Raw genomic sequence first — 13,061 nt, forward strand, 5'->3', positions numbered from 1 at the left:
CGTCGGGTGCGTCAGTGCCCGCGGGTCGAGTCGTGCGGGGTGCGGCTGCGGCCCAGGGCGTCCACCCGCCCCCACCGGCCCGGGATGTCCAGCAGCTCCACCCGGCCCATGCCCTCCGGCACCGCTGGGTCGATGATCAGGTGGTCGCCCTGCGGCTCCAGCCCGAGGATCACCCGCAGCAGCAGCAACGGGGTGCCGGCCGACCAGGCCTGCGGGCTGCACGCGGTCGGGTACTGGACCGGGTAGTCGGTGAGGCCGCGCTCGTACCCGGCGAACGCCTCGGGTAGCCGTCCGTGGAAGAACCGGGAGGCGCTGAGCATCGCGTCGCAGATCCGTCCGGCCTCCTCCCGGAAGCCGTACCGGGCCAGCCCCCAGGCGATGAACGCGTTGTCGAACGGCCAGACCGTTCCCACGTGGTAGCCGATCGGGTTGTAGCGGCCCTGCTCGGTGGCGAGGGTCCGCACCCCCCATCCGGAGAAGAGCCGTGGGCCGAGCAGGTGCTCGGCGATCCGGGCGGCCCGGGACTCGTCGACGATGCCGCTCCACAGCAGGTGGCCGATGTTGGAGGTGAGCGCGTCGACGTGCCGCCCCTCCGGGTCGAGGGCGAGGGCGAAGTAGTTCTTCTCCGGGATCCAGAAGTCGCGGTTGAACCGTTCCTTGAGCGCCGCCGCCTCCCGTTCCAGCCGCTCGGCGTAGGCGGGGTCGTTCCAGAACTTCCGGGCCATCCGGGCGCCGCGCACCTTCGCGTCGTACGCGTACCCCTGGATCTCGCAGGTGGCCCGGGGGAACGCCGGGAACCGGCCGTCGGCGTACGAGATGGAGTCCCAGGAGTCCTTCCAGCAGTGGTTCTCCAGGCCGGTCTCCGAGTTGCGGGTGCGGTACCAGACGTAGCCGGTGCCGAGCAGGTCGCCGTACGAGTCGATCCAGGCCAGGGCCGACCGGGCGGCGAACTCCAGCTGCTTGACGAGCATGGCGTCGCCGGTCCAGCGCTCGTACTCGTCGAGCAGGATCACGAAGAGCGGGGTGGCGTCGGCCGAGCCGTAGTAGGGGGAGTGCGGCTGCTCCTCGAAGCCGGCCGTCTCGCCGTAGCGCAGCTCGTGCAGGATCTTGCCGGGCTCCTCGTCGCGGAAGTCGTCCAGCCGGTGGCCCTGGAGGCCGGCCAGCATCAGGATGGTCGGCGGGACGAGGTCCGGCAGGAACGGCAGCAGCTGAAACGAGGTCAGGATGCTGTCTCGGCCGAAAAGGGTCATGAACCAGGGCAGCCCGGCGGCGACCAGCCGGACCCCGAGTGTGATCGACTCGTACCGGAGGGCGGCCAGGTCGTTGAGACTCTGCCGGTACGCCCCGGCGAGGGGCTCGCAGTCGCAGCCCAGCGTCGGCGCCCGGTCGAGGAGTTCCTGCTGCTCGGCCCGGATGGCGGCGACGGTGCGGCTGCCGCCGAGCGGGGTGGTGGCCCGGACGTCCTCGCCCCGCGCGCCGTAGATGACCGTCGCCACCTGCAGCCTGGTCTTCCACTCGCCGTGCGGGCCCACCGTGATGGACCAGGTCATCCCGGCCTGGTCGACGTCCGCGGCCGCGGTGCTGGTGATCACCGCCTCCCGGTGGAACGCCTCCCGCCGGTAGGTCAGCCGCAGCTCGTTCTCGCCGGCGACGGCGGTGGTCCGGCCCTGCTTCCGCCGCTTGTGCTTGATCTCGAAGAGGTCGGCGAAGTCAGAGCCCATGTCCATCCGGAGCCGGAACCCCATCTCCCGGCCGGAGTGGTTGATCACGGTCAGTTCCTCGCTGAGGCTGCCGCCGATGTCCCGCCGGCGGATCACCGACACCTTCGCGTCGAGGTAGTGCGTCGGCTCGCCGGGGACCAGGAAGAAACGGGTCTGGTATGAGTTCGCGTCGTCGATGGAAAGTTCGTGCAGCCGCTCGCCGTCGAGGGTGAGCAGCCAGGTGGAGAGGAAGCGGGTGTCGAAGGAGAAGAGCCCGGTGGGGAAGTCGTACGACGGTTCGATGTCCCCCCGGCGGTCGCTGACCACGAACGTGTTGCCGTCGAGGATGCTGACCAGTTGTTTCATCCCCGCCGTCCGACCTGCTCCCGGGCGACCTCCCGGGGGTCGCGGGCACCCGGCGGGTCGGGAAAGAAGCGGCGGAAGGCGAGGAAGAGCGCCACGTTGCCGCTGAAGGTGGTCTCGTTGCGCAGCACCGCCGAGATGCCCTGGGCGCGCCCGGTGACCAGCCGTTCGAAGAGGTGCGCGCTGCTGTTCCAGATGGCGTCCGCCGGGCCGCGGGCCCGGTTCACCACGATCTCGCCGGGGCTCAGCTGGACCAGCCAATGCTCGGTGCGGTTGCCGGAGGCGAGGTCGATCTGGATCGTCCCGCTGACTGGCCCGTGCAGCACCGCCGGGGCGCGCGCCGGCAGCGATGCGAAGAACTCCTCCGTCGCCTCGTTCACATCCGAATGGTAGGCAGCGGGCCGACAAGCCGGGTCAGTATCGGCACTCCGGACAGTTCGGACGGAGCATGCCGGCCGATCGGCCGACGGCGGCGGTCAGTAGACCAGCGCCTGGGCCCCCTCGGCGATCGCCTCCTCGACGAAGACCGCCGCCCCGGCGATCCGCACGCCGGGCAGCACGTCGTCCGGGCCGATCTCCCGGCGGGCGGCGCACTGGGTGCAGGCGGTGACCTGGCCGGTGGTGAGGATGACGTGCAGCAGCTCGGCCAGCGGCGCGGAGTGCGGCAGGTCGAACTCCTCGGCCCTGCCGGGCAGCGCGAACCAGGTCGACTCGCCGGTCAGCCAGAGCGACACCTCCACCCCGGCCGCGGCGGCGGTGGCGGCGACGGTGAAGGCCTGGGCGCACCGCTCCGGAGCGTCCGCTCCGGCGGTGGCCTTGACGACGAGAGTGCGGGCCATGGCACCCAGCATAGGATGACCATGATGGTTACCGAGATCGGGTTCGTCAGCCTGCTGGTCGCGGGCCTGGGCGCGCTCGCCGGTGGCCTGGTCTACCTTGCCGTACGCATGTCGAGAGGACGTTGGTGACCGCGAGGAGCGCGCCGGGTCTGCGAGCCCCGCGGTTGCGAACGAAGAAGAGTGGAGACAACCGGTGAGCGCGAACCCGTCGGACGAGAACCCGCTGCAGCCGCCGTGGCTGAACGCGCCGCCGGTCGAGGAGTACCCGTACGAGGAGAGCCACGACCTGCGGGTCGGCCCGAAGCTGCACCCGACGCTGGACGGGCTGCTGCCGTACATCGGGGTCTGGCGCGGCCGGGGCCGCGGCGGCTTCCCCACCATCGAGGACTTCGACTTCGCCCAGGAGATCCGGATCAGCCACGACGGCCGGCCTTTCCTGCACTACGAGTCCCGGGCCTGGATCCTCGACGCAGAGAGCCGGCCGGTCCGCCCGGCCGGGCGTGAGATCGGCTGGTGGCGGCCGGTGCTGGACGGCGAGCGGGCCACCGACGAGCTGGAAGCCCTGATGATGAGCCCGACCGGGATCATGGAGCTCTACATCGGCAAGCGCACCGGCACCCAGATCGAGTTCGCCACCGACGCGGTGGTGCGCACGGCCACGGCCAAGGAGGTCACCGCCGGCGCCCGGCTCTTCGGCATCGTCGAGGGCGCCCTGCTGTACGCCCAGGAGATGGCCGGCATGGGTCACCCGCTCAGCCCGCACCTCTCCGCCCGCCTGACCCGCGTCGCCGGCTGACCGCCCGGCGGCTCAGGGCAGCGGGAAGGCCAGCAGGGTCCGCAGCTTCGGGGTCAGCGGGGACGGTGGCACTGGGCTGCCGTCGAGGGTGCGGAGCTCGGTGAGGCCGCGCAGGGACGAGGTGAGCCAGACACCGTCGGCCCGGAGCAGCTCCGCCGGGGTGACCATCCGCTCGGTCGCGGTCAGGCCGATGTCCGGGGCGTGGGCGAGGAGCCAGGCGCAGGTGGTGCCGGGGAGGATCCCGGTGGTGGTGGCCGGCACCGTGCGGAGCGTGTCTCCGGCCAGCCAGACCACGTTCGCGCTCGGCCCCTCCAGCACGTAGCCGTCGGAGGAGACCCAGAGCACGTCGTCCACCCCGGCGCGGGCGGCCCAGCGCCGGGCGGCGGTGCTCGCCCCGTACGAGGTCGACTTGATCCCGGCGGGCAGCCAGCCCAGCGCCGGGCGGGCCGCCGCGGGCAGCCCGAGGGGGAGGGTCGCCACCGTCACCCCGTCCCGGCGGGCCCGCTTCGCCGCCGCCGGTACCTCGCCGAGGGTGGCGTAGATCGTCGGCAGGCCGCCGCCCTCCGGCCCCCGGGTGCAGACCAGCCGCAGCGCCCCCTCCACTTCGATGGGCCAGTCGGCTGCCACCGTGTCCAGGAGTTCCACCAGGGCCTCGTGCGGGGGGAGCGGCAGCTCGACGGCCGCCGCGCCGGCCCGCAGCCGGGCCAGGTGCTCCTCCCGCAGCCAGGGGCGCCCGTCGCGCAGGTGCATCGTCTCGAAGAGGCCGTCGCCGTGCAGCACGCCGAGGTCGTCGCCGCGCAGCACCGGCTCTCCGGGGGGTACGACGCCCCGGCCGAGCACGGCGATCCTCGATGCCACCATGACCGCCGAGCGTAGTGGCCTGCGTCGCCGCCGGCCGGACCGGCGGGGCGACCGAACTATGATCGGACGGTGTCCGAATCCTCCCTCGCGGAAATGCTCCGCTCCCGTGGGCTCCGGCTGACGGCGCAGCGGCAGTTGGTGCTGCAGGCTGTGCTGGACCTGGGGCACGCCACGCCGGAGCAGGTGCACTGCGCGGTCCGGGAGGTCGCCGCCGGGGTCAACATCACCACCATCTACCGGACGCTGGAACTGCTGGAACGGCTCGGACTGGTGACCCACACCCACCTGTCGCACGGGTCGCCGACCTACCACGCGGCCGGGGAGCACCAGCACGTCCACCTGGTCTGCCGGGAGTGCGGCGCGATCGACGAGATCGACCCGGAGCTGCTCCGACCGCTCGCCGACCAGTTGGTGGCCGAGCGTGGGTTCCGGGTCGACATCGGGCACGTGGCGCTCTTCGGCGTCTGCGGCAACTGCGAGGACGGGGAACCGAAATGATCGACATCGCGGGAGCGGTGGCCGTCGAGGCGATCGACGAGTCCAGCCGGGACCAGCCGGAGCCGGCCCACCGGGCGGCCGGGGTGCGCGGGGTGGCCGCGCACTACGGCGACCCGCTGCGCGAGCAGCGCACCCTGGAGACCGGGGTGGGGCTGGTCGACCGCTCGCACCGGGGCGTGATCGCGGTGCCCGGCGAGGAGCGGATCGGCTGGCTGCACACGCTGACCAGCCAGCACCTGGCCGCCCTCGCGCCGTGGCAGGGCACCGAGCTGTTGGTGCTCAGCCCGCACGGGCACATCGAGCAGCACGCGATGGTGGCCGAGGACGGCGAGACCACCTGGCTGGACACCGAGCCGGGGATGACCGGCGGGCTGCTGGCGTACCTGGAGAAGATGCGGTTCTTCAGCCGGGTCGACCCGCGGGACGCCACCGCCGACCACGCACTGCTCTCGCTGGTCGGGCCGGGGGCGGTCGACGCCGTCGGGACGCTCGGCGTGACCGGGCTCGCCGCTGCGCAGGCCGTGCCGGTGCCCGGCCCGAAGTTCCGCGCGGGCGAGCTGCCGCCGCGCCCCACCGCGCTCTACGACGTCAAGCCGTTGCCGGCCGGCGGCTGGGCCCGCCGGGGCCCGCTCGGGGTGGACCTGCTGGTGCCCCGGGACGCGATGACCCAGGTGGTGCAGGAGCTGCGGGGCGCCGGGGTGCCGGTGGCCGGGCTGTGGGCGTACGAGGCGGTCCGGGTGGCCGCCCGGCGCCCCCGGGTCGGGGTGGACACCGACCACCGGACCATCCCCGCCGAGGTGAACCTGATCGGGCCGGCGGTGCACCTGGACAAGGGCTGCTACCGGGGGCAGGAGACGGTGGCCCGGGTGCACAACATGGGCAAGCCGCCGCGTCGGCTCGTACTGCTGCACCTGGACGGGGTGACCACCGACCAGCCGCCGGTGGCCGGGACCCCGGTGACCCGGGACGGCCGGGCGGTCGGGTTCGTCGGCACCGCCGTGCTCCACCACGAGCTGGGCCAGGTGGCTCTCGCGGTGGTCAAGCGCAACGTCCCCGACGACGCCGCGCTGCTGGTGGGGGAGACGGCCGCCGCCATCGACCCGGAGTAAGGGTGCCGCGTTACGATCCCCGGCATGACGACAGGGACGTTGATCACGGTTGCCCCCACCGGCGCGGAGTCGGCCAAGGCGGAGGTGCCGGCGCTGCCGGTGACCCTCGACGAGTTGCTGCTGACCGCGAAGGAGTGCGAGGCGCTCGGCGCCGCCGTGATCCACGTCCACATCCGTGACGACGAGGCGAAGCCGACCCTGGACCAGGGCCGGCTCCGGGAGACCGTCACGGCGCTGCGGGAGAGCACCGACCTGATCGTGCAGCTCTCCTCCGGTGGCGCGGTGACCGATCCGGAGGCCGCCCGGCTGGCCGTGCTCGACGCCGCGCCCGACATGGCCTCCTGCACCATGGGCACGCTCAACTTCGGCGACGACGTGTTCCTCAACCGCTGGGAGTTCATCGTCGACCTGCACACCCGGATGCAGGAGCGCGGCATCGTGCCGGAGTACGAGATCTTCGACCTCGGCCACCTCACCGCCCTCCAGCGCCTGCTCGGCAAGTACGGCCTCCCGCACGGCGGGCACGTGCACGTCGACTTCGTGATGGGCGTGCCGGGCGGGATGCCGGGCACCACGGCCACCCTGGTCGCCGCCCACCAGATGCTGCGGGACCTGCCCGAGGGGACCACCTTCTCGGCCACCGGAATCGGCCGCAGCACCATCCCGGTGATGCTGGCCTCGCTCTCCGCCGGAGGGCACCTGCGGGTCGGCATGGAGGACACCGTGTCGTACGCCAAGGGCCGGCCGGTGGAGTCCAACATGCAGCTGGTGGCCCGCGCGGTCGGCTTCGCCCAGCTCGCCCAGCGCCCGCCGCTGACCACCGCCGAGGCCCGGCAGCTGCTCGGCCTGTAAGCGACGACCCCGCCCGGCACCCCTGTACGCCGACGGCCGACGCCGCTGGTCACCCGGGTGCCGGGCCCGTCGGGCCCGTCGGTACCGTCCACTTCGTGGGAAAGACGTACGAGGGCGGCGTGCCGCTCGCCGAGGTGGTCCGGTCCGGGTTCGTGGAGGGCGTCCACCGCGGCTCGGTGGTGGTGCTGGACGCCGGCGGCGCGCCGGTCGCCGGAGCGGGTGACGTGACGTCGCCGGTCTTCCCGCGCTCGGCGAGCAAGCCGATGCAGGCGGTCGGGATGCTCGACGCCGGCCTGCCGCTGACCGACGCGGCCGACGTGGCGCTGGTCTCGGCCAGCCACTCCGGGGAGGAGTTCCACCTGGCCCGGGTCGGCGCCCTGCTGCGCGGCGCCGGGCTGGACGAGAACGCCCTGCACTGCCCGCCCGACCTGCCGTTCGCCGACGCGGCCCGGGAGGCGGTGCTGCGCGCCGGCGGCGGGCCGACCCGGGTGCAGATGAACTGCTCCGGCAAGCACACCGGCATGCTGCTGACCTGCCTCGCGGCCGGCTGGCCGCTGGACGGGTACTGGCGGCCCGAGCACCCGCTCCAGCGGCGGCTGCGGGCCGCGATCGAGGAGTACACCGGTGAGGAGGCGGCGGCCGTCGGGGTGGACGGCTGCGGCGCCCCGGTGCTCGCGGTGTCGTTGACCGGGCTGGCCGGGGCGTACCTCCGGCTGGTCTCGGCGGAGCCGGGCACGGCCGGGCGGACGGTCGCGGACGCCATGCGGTCCCACCCGGAGCTGGTCGGCGGCACCCAGGCCGACGACACCCGGCTGATGCGCGGCGTCCCCGGCACACTCGCCAAGATCGGCGCCGAGGGCGTCATCGCCGCCGCCGTGCCCGGGGTGGGCGCGGTCGCTCTCAAGATCGACGACGGCGCGTCCCGGGCCCGGATGCCGGTGCTGGTCTCGGCGCTGCGCCGGCTGGGCGTCGAGGCCCCGGTGCTCACCGAGTACGCGGAGGTTCCGCTGCTCGGTGGCGGCCTGCCGGTGGGAGCCGTCCGCGCGGTCTGGTGAGCCACCGCCCGCGGGGGTGATGCCGGCAACCGCACGCCACGCCCCGTCGCGACCGGGCGGCACGGGGGTACGCCCGGGGTGGTCGTGGCTCAGGCCAGGAAGTCGCGCAGGGCGGCGTTGACCGGCTCGGGGCGTTCCAACGGCAGCAGGTGGGCGGCGTCCGGCACGTCCGGGAGGCGTACCGCACCGGGGACCTCGGCCGCGATCCGGTCGGCGAGCCGGCGGATGTCCGGGACGTCGGCGGCGCCGGCGGTGGCCAGCACCGGCAGCCGCAGCTCGGGCAGGCGGTCGATCGCCGGGGGGTCGAGTTCCGCCACCTCCACCGCGCTGAGCGCCTGCTCGGCGGCGAGCGCCCGCCGGTCCAGCTCCTCGGCGAAGGCGATCAGCTCCGGGTCGACGTCCGCCGGCTTCCGGGTCGGGCCGATCACCCAGAAGCGCACCTCGCCCGCCACGGCGGCGGCGAAGTCCTCCGGGTCCACCTCGCCGACCAGGTCCTCCCAGAGCCGCTCGGTCTCCTCGGACCACTCGTGACCGGAGACCGCGGTGCCGAGGAGGGCCAGCGCCGAGACCCGCTCGGGGTACGCCAGGGCGGTGTCGATCGCGACCGCCCCGCCGAACGAGCAGCCGACCAGGGCGGCCCGCTCGATGTCGAGCGCGTCCAGCAGGCCCACCACGTCGTAGTGGTGGGCGAACGGCTCGGGCGGCAGCGCGGAGTCGCCGTGCCCACGTAGGTCGAGGGCGATCACCCGGTGCCGTTCGGCGAGCGTCGGCAGCTGTCCGCGCCACATCCGGCGGTCGGCGATGCCGGCGTGCAGCAGCACGACCGGGCTGCCGGTCCCCAGGTCGTCGTACCCGAGGGCGGCGCCGTTGATGTCGATCTTCGTCACGCCGAGCAAGCTACGGACCGGACATCCGGCACGCAATGGTGTTACCTCGCTAACTCTTGCTAGCGTTTTGCTTGCTGGAGTTAGCGGCGGCCGCTACCGTTGGACTCATGGCCGCACCCAAGGATCTACCCGACGTCGGCGGATTCATCCGTGACCTCCGCCGGAACGCCAAGATCTCGCTGCGCCAGCTCGCCGAGCAGGCGGGGGTGAGCAATCCGTACCTCAGTCAGATCGAGCGCGGGCTGCGCAAGCCGAGCGCCGAGGTGCTCCAGCAGCTCGCCAGCGCGCTGCGGGTCTCCACCCCGGCGATGTACCTGCGCGCCGGGCTGCTCGACGACAAGGAGGGTCAGGGAGTGCTCGCGGCGATCGCCGTCGACCCCGACCTGACGATGGCGCAGCGGCAGTCGCTGAGCCAGATCTACGAGACCTTCCGCCGGGAGAACGTCCGACTCGCCGAGGCCACCGCCGCGGCCGAGCAGGCCGCCGACGGCACGCCCGCCGCCCCGGGGACGGAGGGCGCAACGCCGACCGAGCCGACCGGCGCCGCGGCCACCGTCACCCCGGCCGCCACCGGACCCACCACGCCGGAGGGCACCCCGACCGAGGCCGTCCTCGGGTCGGTCGCCGTCACCGAGGCCGGCCCGGCGCCCGCCCCCACCACCAGCACCCCCGCCAGCAAGGCCGCCGCCGCGGCCGAGGAGGAGAAGTCATGACCCAGCCGAAGACCAACCGCATCCCGGCCCCGCTCTACGCCGCCGCAGGCGCCGGCGAGCTGGCCTACCAGCAGCTCCGCAAGCTCCCCACCGTGGTGACCGAGCTGGGCAACCGGGTCGTCAACGACGGCACCAAGGTCGTCACCGACCTCGGTGGCAAGGCCGTCGTCACCGGCTTCGAGCTGCGCCAGAAGGCCACCGAGACGCTGCGTACCGCGAACCTGACCGCGACCGGCCTGCGCGAGAAGGCCGTCCCGGCCGACCTCGACCTGGACAAGCTCCGTGACGCCGCCACCCGCAACGCCGCCGTCGTGCTGGCCGGTGCGCAGGCCGCCCAGGAGCGGGCCCTCGCCGCGTACGGTGCGCTGATCGCCCGGGGCGAGCGCGTGGTCGGCGCCGGCGTGCTTGAGGCCGCCGACACGGTGAACGCCGACATCGAGGCCACCGACGCCACCGTGCCGGTCGCGGTGAAGACCGCCGAGGTGGCGACCCCCGAGGTGAAGACCGAGGTGCCGACCCCGGCCGACGTCGCCGAGGCCGTCGAGGCCAAGCCGGCCGCCGCGAAGACCACCCGCACCCGGGCCCCCAAGGCCGCCGCAGTGACCGCCGAGACCCCGTCGGCCAAGCTGCCGAAGACCACGAAGCGGACCCGCCCGGCCGCCGAGTGACCTTTCCAATCGACGACCCCGGAAGCGTCCTGGCGGACGATTCCGGGGTCGTCGGCATATGCTGGCCGGCATGGCCATCGCCGCGCCGATCTTCGCCTTCGCCGTCGTCGACCTGATCGACCGGATCCTGCTCGTCTTCGCGCTGATCCTCCTGGCCGTCGCCCTGGTGCACGCCATCACCCAGCGGTCCGACGCCTTCGCGGCGATCGGCACCCTGCCCAAGGGCGGCTGGATCGCCATCCTGGCGGTCTGCATGGTGCTGATCCTGCTCGGGTTCGGCGCGCTGAGCATCTTCGGGCTGATCGGCATCGCGGCCGGCCTGATCTACCTGCTCGACGTCCGGGTCGGCCTGCGTGACCTGCACGACGGCAAAGGGTTCTGGTGAGGGGTTTCCGCTGGCCCCCGCCGCCCGACGGCGGGCCCCGCACCTGGGGTCCTGGGCCCGGGGGGCCCCGGACGGGCCGGCCGGCGCTGCCGGAGCCGGAGACCGAGCTGGTCGCCACCCCCCACGGCGTACGGCTGGAACGGCTGGTCACCGGCATCGGTGACCCGGTCACCGTCTTCGCCCACGGGCTGGGCAACGGCATCGCCACCACCCGCCCGTTCGGCAGCGGCGTCACCGGCCGCAAGATCTTCTTCCAGTTCCGTGGGCACGGTCGCTCGGACGCGCCACCCGGCCCGTGGAGCTACCTCGACCTCGCCCGCGACCTGCGGGCCGTCGCCGACCTGGGCGGCGCCACCCGGGCGTTCGGGGCCAGTCTCGGCGCCGGGGCGCTCTGCCGGCTGCTCGTGGAGAGCCCGGACCGCTTCGACAAGCTGGTCTTCTTCCTGCCCGCGGTGCTCGACAGGCCGCGCGGCCCGGTCGCCCGGGAACGGCTGACCGACCTGCTCGACGCGGTGGGCGACGGGGACGCCTCCGCGGTGGCGGACGTGGTCTCGCTGGAGGTGCCCCCCGCGGTGCGCAACACCCCGGCCGGCTGGGCGTACCTGCGGCAGCGGCTCGACCAGCTGCTCCGCGACGGCCTTGCCCCCGGGCTGGCCGACCTGCCGGAGCAGGCGCCGCTGCGGGACGTCGCCGCCCTCGCCACGGTCACCGCCCCGGCGCTGGTGATCGGCTGCGCCGGCGACGACCTGCACCCGGCGCACGTCGCCGAGGAGCTGGCCGCCGCGCTGCCGCAGGCCACCCTGCACGTGTACGACCGCCCCGGCGTGCTCTGGTCGGAACGCGCCGACCTGCGGGAGCGGATCTCGAGCTTCCTCAACGGGTAACGTCGCCTGTCATGGGCGTCACACACCACGGCCGTACCCACCGTCTGGACCTCGCCGACCCCACCCTGCGGGAGTGGGAGTCCACGGTGCTGGCGGCCGATCCCGACCAGGGCATCGTGCTGGACCGGTCAGCCTTCTACCCGGGGGGCGGCGGTCAGCCGCCGGACCACGGGGTGCTGCTCTGGCAGGGCGTACAGACCCGGATCGTCGGCACCCGCAAGGGCGACGACCTCTATCTGATCCCCGCCGAGGGCGATCCGGTGCCGCCGCCGGGCACCACGGTCACCGGGGCGGTGGAGGACGACCGGCGGACCATGCTGATGCGCACCCACTCCGGGCTGCACGTGCTCTGCGGGGTGGTGTTCCGCGACTTCGGCGCGCTGGTCACCGGCGGCAACATGGAGCCCGGAGAGGCCCGGATGGACTTCAACCTCCCCGAGGTGCCACCGGACTTCAAGAGCCGGATCGAGGAGCTGGTCAACGCCGAGGTGGCCGCCGACCGGTCGGTCGCCGTCCGGGTGCTGCCCCGCGACGAGGCGCTCGCCCTGCCGGACATCATCCGTACCCAGTCGAACCTGATCCCGCCCGACGAGCAGGAGGTGCGGATCGTCGACATCGTCGGGCTGGACGTCCAGGCCGACGGCGGCACCCACGTCGCCTCCACCGCGCAGATCGGCAAGGTTCAGGTGGTCAAGGTGGAGAGCAAGGGCCGGGCGAACCGTCGGGTCCGTGTCCGGTTGGCCGACTAGCCGCGCGGTCCACCGGTAAGCGCCGGTGGCAGGTGGGCCGCCCGGACGTCGAGCAGCCAGCGCTCCACCGTGGCCTCGTCCGGCCGCTCCGGAAGTGGGGTGCGGATCCGGTCGAAGTCCCGCTCCGCCGCGGCGACCAGCGCCTCCGCCTCGTCCAGCGCGCCGTGGGCGACCCGCTCGCCGAAGGCCCGGAACCACTCCGGGTCGGCCAGCTGGATCTCCAGCACGCCGGTGGCGTAGAGCAGTCGCCCCTGGTGCAGCAGCCGGGCCAGGTGCCGGGCGTGCTTCGCCGAGCGCCGTCGGCCACCCACCGAGGAGTCCCGGGTGGTCAGTTTCCGGAACTGCTGGCTGGCGTACCCGAGGTAGGCGGCGCGGACCCGGGGCGCGCTGAGGAACGCCGACCGGATGGCGATCAACCGCTCGCCGAACTCCGTCCGGGTCTCGTAGCAGTCGTCCGGCAGCCACATCAGCTCGGTCGCGGTCGGGTTGCCGCTCAGCGCCAGGGTGGCGTACTTCCCGGCCTCGTGCAGGGTGACGTCCGGGTCGGTGGTGACCACCGACCCGCGCGGCGGGTGCAGGCCGTGGAAGGCGACCGTCGGCGCGGCGAAGACGCCGATCCGGTCCACGTCGGAGCCCGGCCCGGCGAGCCCGTACGCGACCGAGCCGACGATCCCGGAGAGCAGCAGGTGCATCCGGGGAGCA

17 protein-coding genes are annotated in these 13,061 nt (G+C 73.7%); 11 read left to right on the forward strand and 6 right to left on the reverse strand.

Annotated elements, in window-relative coordinates; translation table 11 throughout:
• Nucleotides 1-11: 11 nt before the first annotated feature.
• From V6U81_RS09670 to V6U81_RS09680, 3 genes are all read right to left on the reverse strand, one after another.
• Entirely contained in the window at nucleotides 12-2,066 is a 2,055-nt protein-coding gene (locus V6U81_RS09670) for an amylo-alpha-1,6-glucosidase (RefSeq protein ID WP_334486918.1), read from the reverse strand.
• Entirely contained in the window at nucleotides 2,063-2,443 is a 381-nt protein-coding gene (locus V6U81_RS09675; RefSeq protein ID WP_334486919.1) for an SCP2 sterol-binding domain-containing protein, read from the reverse strand. Before V6U81_RS09675 ends, V6U81_RS09670 begins: the two co-directional genes overlap by 4 nt.
• 96 nt (nucleotides 2,444-2,539) lie before the next feature.
• Nucleotides 2,540-2,914 (reverse strand): DsrE family protein, encoded by a 375-nt coding sequence (locus tag V6U81_RS09680; RefSeq protein WP_334486921.1) that lies wholly within the window; start codon nucleotides 2,912-2,914, stop codon nucleotides 2,540-2,542.
• A 12-nt stretch (nucleotides 2,915-2,926) separates the two neighbouring features.
• Here V6U81_RS09680 and mtfM point away from each other — a divergent pair, with 12 nt between their 5' ends.
• Together mtfM and V6U81_RS09690 are read left to right on the forward strand one after the other, a co-directional pair.
• Nucleotides 2,927-3,031 (forward strand): small membrane protein MtfM, encoded by a 105-nt coding sequence (gene mtfM, locus V6U81_RS09685; protein ID WP_036376929.1) that lies wholly within the window; start codon nucleotides 2,927-2,929, stop codon nucleotides 3,029-3,031.
• A gap of 64 nt (nucleotides 3,032-3,095) precedes the next feature.
• Nucleotides 3,096-3,698: a heme-binding beta-barrel domain-containing protein gene (locus V6U81_RS09690; protein WP_334486923.1), complete on the forward strand. Its 603-nt coding sequence runs from the start codon at nucleotides 3,096-3,098 to the stop codon at nucleotides 3,696-3,698.
• A gap of 12 nt (nucleotides 3,699-3,710) precedes the next feature.
• Here the strand turns inward: V6U81_RS09690 and V6U81_RS09695 are convergent, their stop codons facing one another.
• Nucleotides 3,711-4,559: an aminotransferase class IV gene (locus V6U81_RS09695; protein WP_334486925.1), complete on the reverse strand. Its 849-nt coding sequence runs from the start codon at nucleotides 4,557-4,559 to the stop codon at nucleotides 3,711-3,713.
• Nucleotides 4,560-4,652: 93 nt separating this feature from the next.
• Here V6U81_RS09695 and V6U81_RS09700 point away from each other — a divergent pair, with 93 nt between their 5' ends.
• From V6U81_RS09700 to V6U81_RS09715, 4 genes are all read left to right on the forward strand, one after another.
• The gene (locus V6U81_RS09700) at nucleotides 4,653-5,057 is read left to right on the forward strand and encodes a Fur family transcriptional regulator (RefSeq protein ID WP_334487157.1); all 405 of its coding nucleotides are present in this window, start codon (nucleotides 4,653-4,655) and stop codon (nucleotides 5,055-5,057) included.
• Nucleotides 5,054-6,166 carry a CAF17-like 4Fe-4S cluster assembly/insertion protein YgfZ gene (gene ygfZ, locus V6U81_RS09705; RefSeq protein WP_334486927.1) on the forward strand — a complete coding sequence of 371 codons (1,113 nt, stop codon included), beginning with the start codon at nucleotides 5,054-5,056 and terminating at the stop codon, nucleotides 6,164-6,166. Before V6U81_RS09700 ends, ygfZ begins: the two co-directional genes overlap by 4 nt.
• A 24-nt stretch (nucleotides 6,167-6,190) precedes the next feature.
• Nucleotides 6,191-7,018 carry a beta-keto acid cleavage family enzyme gene (locus V6U81_RS09710; RefSeq protein WP_334486930.1) on the forward strand — a complete coding sequence of 276 codons (828 nt, stop codon included), beginning with the start codon at nucleotides 6,191-6,193 and terminating at the stop codon, nucleotides 7,016-7,018.
• A 95-nt stretch (nucleotides 7,019-7,113) separates the two neighbouring features.
• The gene (locus tag V6U81_RS09715) at nucleotides 7,114-8,073 is read left to right on the forward strand and encodes an asparaginase (protein WP_334486933.1); all 960 of its coding nucleotides are present in this window, start codon (nucleotides 7,114-7,116) and stop codon (nucleotides 8,071-8,073) included.
• An 89-nt stretch (nucleotides 8,074-8,162) separates the two neighbouring features.
• Here the strand turns inward: V6U81_RS09715 and V6U81_RS09720 are convergent, their stop codons facing one another.
• Nucleotides 8,163-8,960: an alpha/beta fold hydrolase gene (locus tag V6U81_RS09720; RefSeq protein ID WP_334486936.1), complete on the reverse strand. Its 798-nt coding sequence runs from the start codon at nucleotides 8,958-8,960 to the stop codon at nucleotides 8,163-8,165.
• 107 nt (nucleotides 8,961-9,067) lie between these two features.
• Between V6U81_RS09720 and V6U81_RS09725 the strand changes: the two genes are divergently transcribed.
• The 5 genes from V6U81_RS09725 to V6U81_RS09745 all read left to right on the forward strand — a co-directional run bounded on the left by V6U81_RS09725 (nucleotide 9,068) and on the right by V6U81_RS09745 (nucleotide 12,359).
• On the forward strand, nucleotides 9,068-9,673 hold the full coding sequence (locus V6U81_RS09725; protein ID WP_334486939.1) for a helix-turn-helix domain-containing protein: 606 nt from the start codon (nucleotides 9,068-9,070) through the stop codon (nucleotides 9,671-9,673).
• Complete coding sequence (locus V6U81_RS09730; RefSeq protein WP_334486942.1) at nucleotides 9,670-10,341, forward strand: hypothetical protein; 672 nt, start codon at nucleotides 9,670-9,672, stop codon at nucleotides 10,339-10,341. Before V6U81_RS09725 ends, V6U81_RS09730 begins: the two co-directional genes overlap by 4 nt.
• 70 nt (nucleotides 10,342-10,411) lie before the next feature.
• Nucleotides 10,412-10,726 (forward strand): DUF2516 family protein, encoded by a 315-nt coding sequence (locus tag V6U81_RS09735; protein WP_334486945.1) that lies wholly within the window; start codon nucleotides 10,412-10,414, stop codon nucleotides 10,724-10,726.
• Nucleotides 10,723-11,610 (forward strand): alpha/beta fold hydrolase, encoded by an 888-nt coding sequence (locus V6U81_RS09740; RefSeq protein WP_334486947.1) that lies wholly within the window; start codon nucleotides 10,723-10,725, stop codon nucleotides 11,608-11,610. The genes V6U81_RS09735 and V6U81_RS09740 overlap by 4 nt, the downstream gene beginning before the upstream one ends.
• A gap of 11 nt (nucleotides 11,611-11,621) precedes the next feature.
• Nucleotides 11,622-12,359 (forward strand): alanyl-tRNA editing protein, encoded by a 738-nt coding sequence (locus V6U81_RS09745; protein ID WP_334486949.1) that lies wholly within the window; start codon nucleotides 11,622-11,624, stop codon nucleotides 12,357-12,359.
• Here the strand turns inward: V6U81_RS09745 and V6U81_RS09750 are convergent.
• Nucleotides 12,356-13,051 (reverse strand): nucleotidyltransferase domain-containing protein, encoded by a 696-nt coding sequence (locus V6U81_RS09750; RefSeq protein ID WP_334486952.1) that lies wholly within the window; start codon nucleotides 13,049-13,051, stop codon nucleotides 12,356-12,358. The genes V6U81_RS09745 and V6U81_RS09750 overlap by 4 nt on opposite strands.
• Nucleotides 13,052-13,061 lie beyond the last annotated feature (10 nt).

Source organism: Micromonospora lacuserhaii, from assembly GCF_036902735.1.
Classification (GTDB): Bacteria; Actinomycetota; Actinomycetes; order Mycobacteriales; family Micromonosporaceae; genus Micromonospora.

Bases quoted from the DNA above. Each gene is read 5' to 3' on its own strand.
- ygfZ (WP_334486927.1), top strand. From the start codon at position 5,054: ATGATCGACATCGCGGGAGCGGTGGCCGTCGAGGCGATCGACGAGTCC.
- V6U81_RS09725 (WP_334486939.1), top strand. From the start codon at position 9,068: ATGGCCGCACCCAAGGATCTACCCGACGTCGGCGGATTCATCCGTGAC.
- V6U81_RS09710 (WP_334486930.1), top strand. From the start codon at position 6,191: ATGACGACAGGGACGTTGATCACGGTTGCCCCCACCGGCGCGGAGTCG.
- V6U81_RS09735 (WP_334486945.1), top strand. From the start codon at position 10,412: ATGGCCATCGCCGCGCCGATCTTCGCCTTCGCCGTCGTCGACCTGATC.
- V6U81_RS09745 (WP_334486949.1), top strand. From the start codon at position 11,622: ATGGGCGTCACACACCACGGCCGTACCCACCGTCTGGACCTCGCCGAC.
- V6U81_RS09670 (WP_334486918.1), bottom strand. From the start codon at position 2,066: ATGAAACAACTGGTCAGCATCCTCGACGGCAACACGTTCGTGGTCAGC.
- V6U81_RS09700 (WP_334487157.1), top strand. From the start codon at position 4,653: ATGCTCCGCTCCCGTGGGCTCCGGCTGACGGCGCAGCGGCAGTTGGTG.
- V6U81_RS09730 (WP_334486942.1), top strand. From the start codon at position 9,670: ATGACCCAGCCGAAGACCAACCGCATCCCGGCCCCGCTCTACGCCGCC.
- V6U81_RS09695 (WP_334486925.1), bottom strand. From the start codon at position 4,559: ATGGTGGCATCGAGGATCGCCGTGCTCGGCCGGGGCGTCGTACCCCCC.
- V6U81_RS09680 (WP_334486921.1), bottom strand. From the start codon at position 2,914: ATGCTGGGTGCCATGGCCCGCACTCTCGTCGTCAAGGCCACCGCCGGA.
- V6U81_RS09750 (WP_334486952.1), bottom strand. From the start codon at position 13,051: ATGCACCTGCTGCTCTCCGGGATCGTCGGCTCGGTCGCGTACGGGCTC.
- mtfM (WP_036376929.1), top strand. From the start codon at position 2,927: ATGGTTACCGAGATCGGGTTCGTCAGCCTGCTGGTCGCGGGCCTGGGC.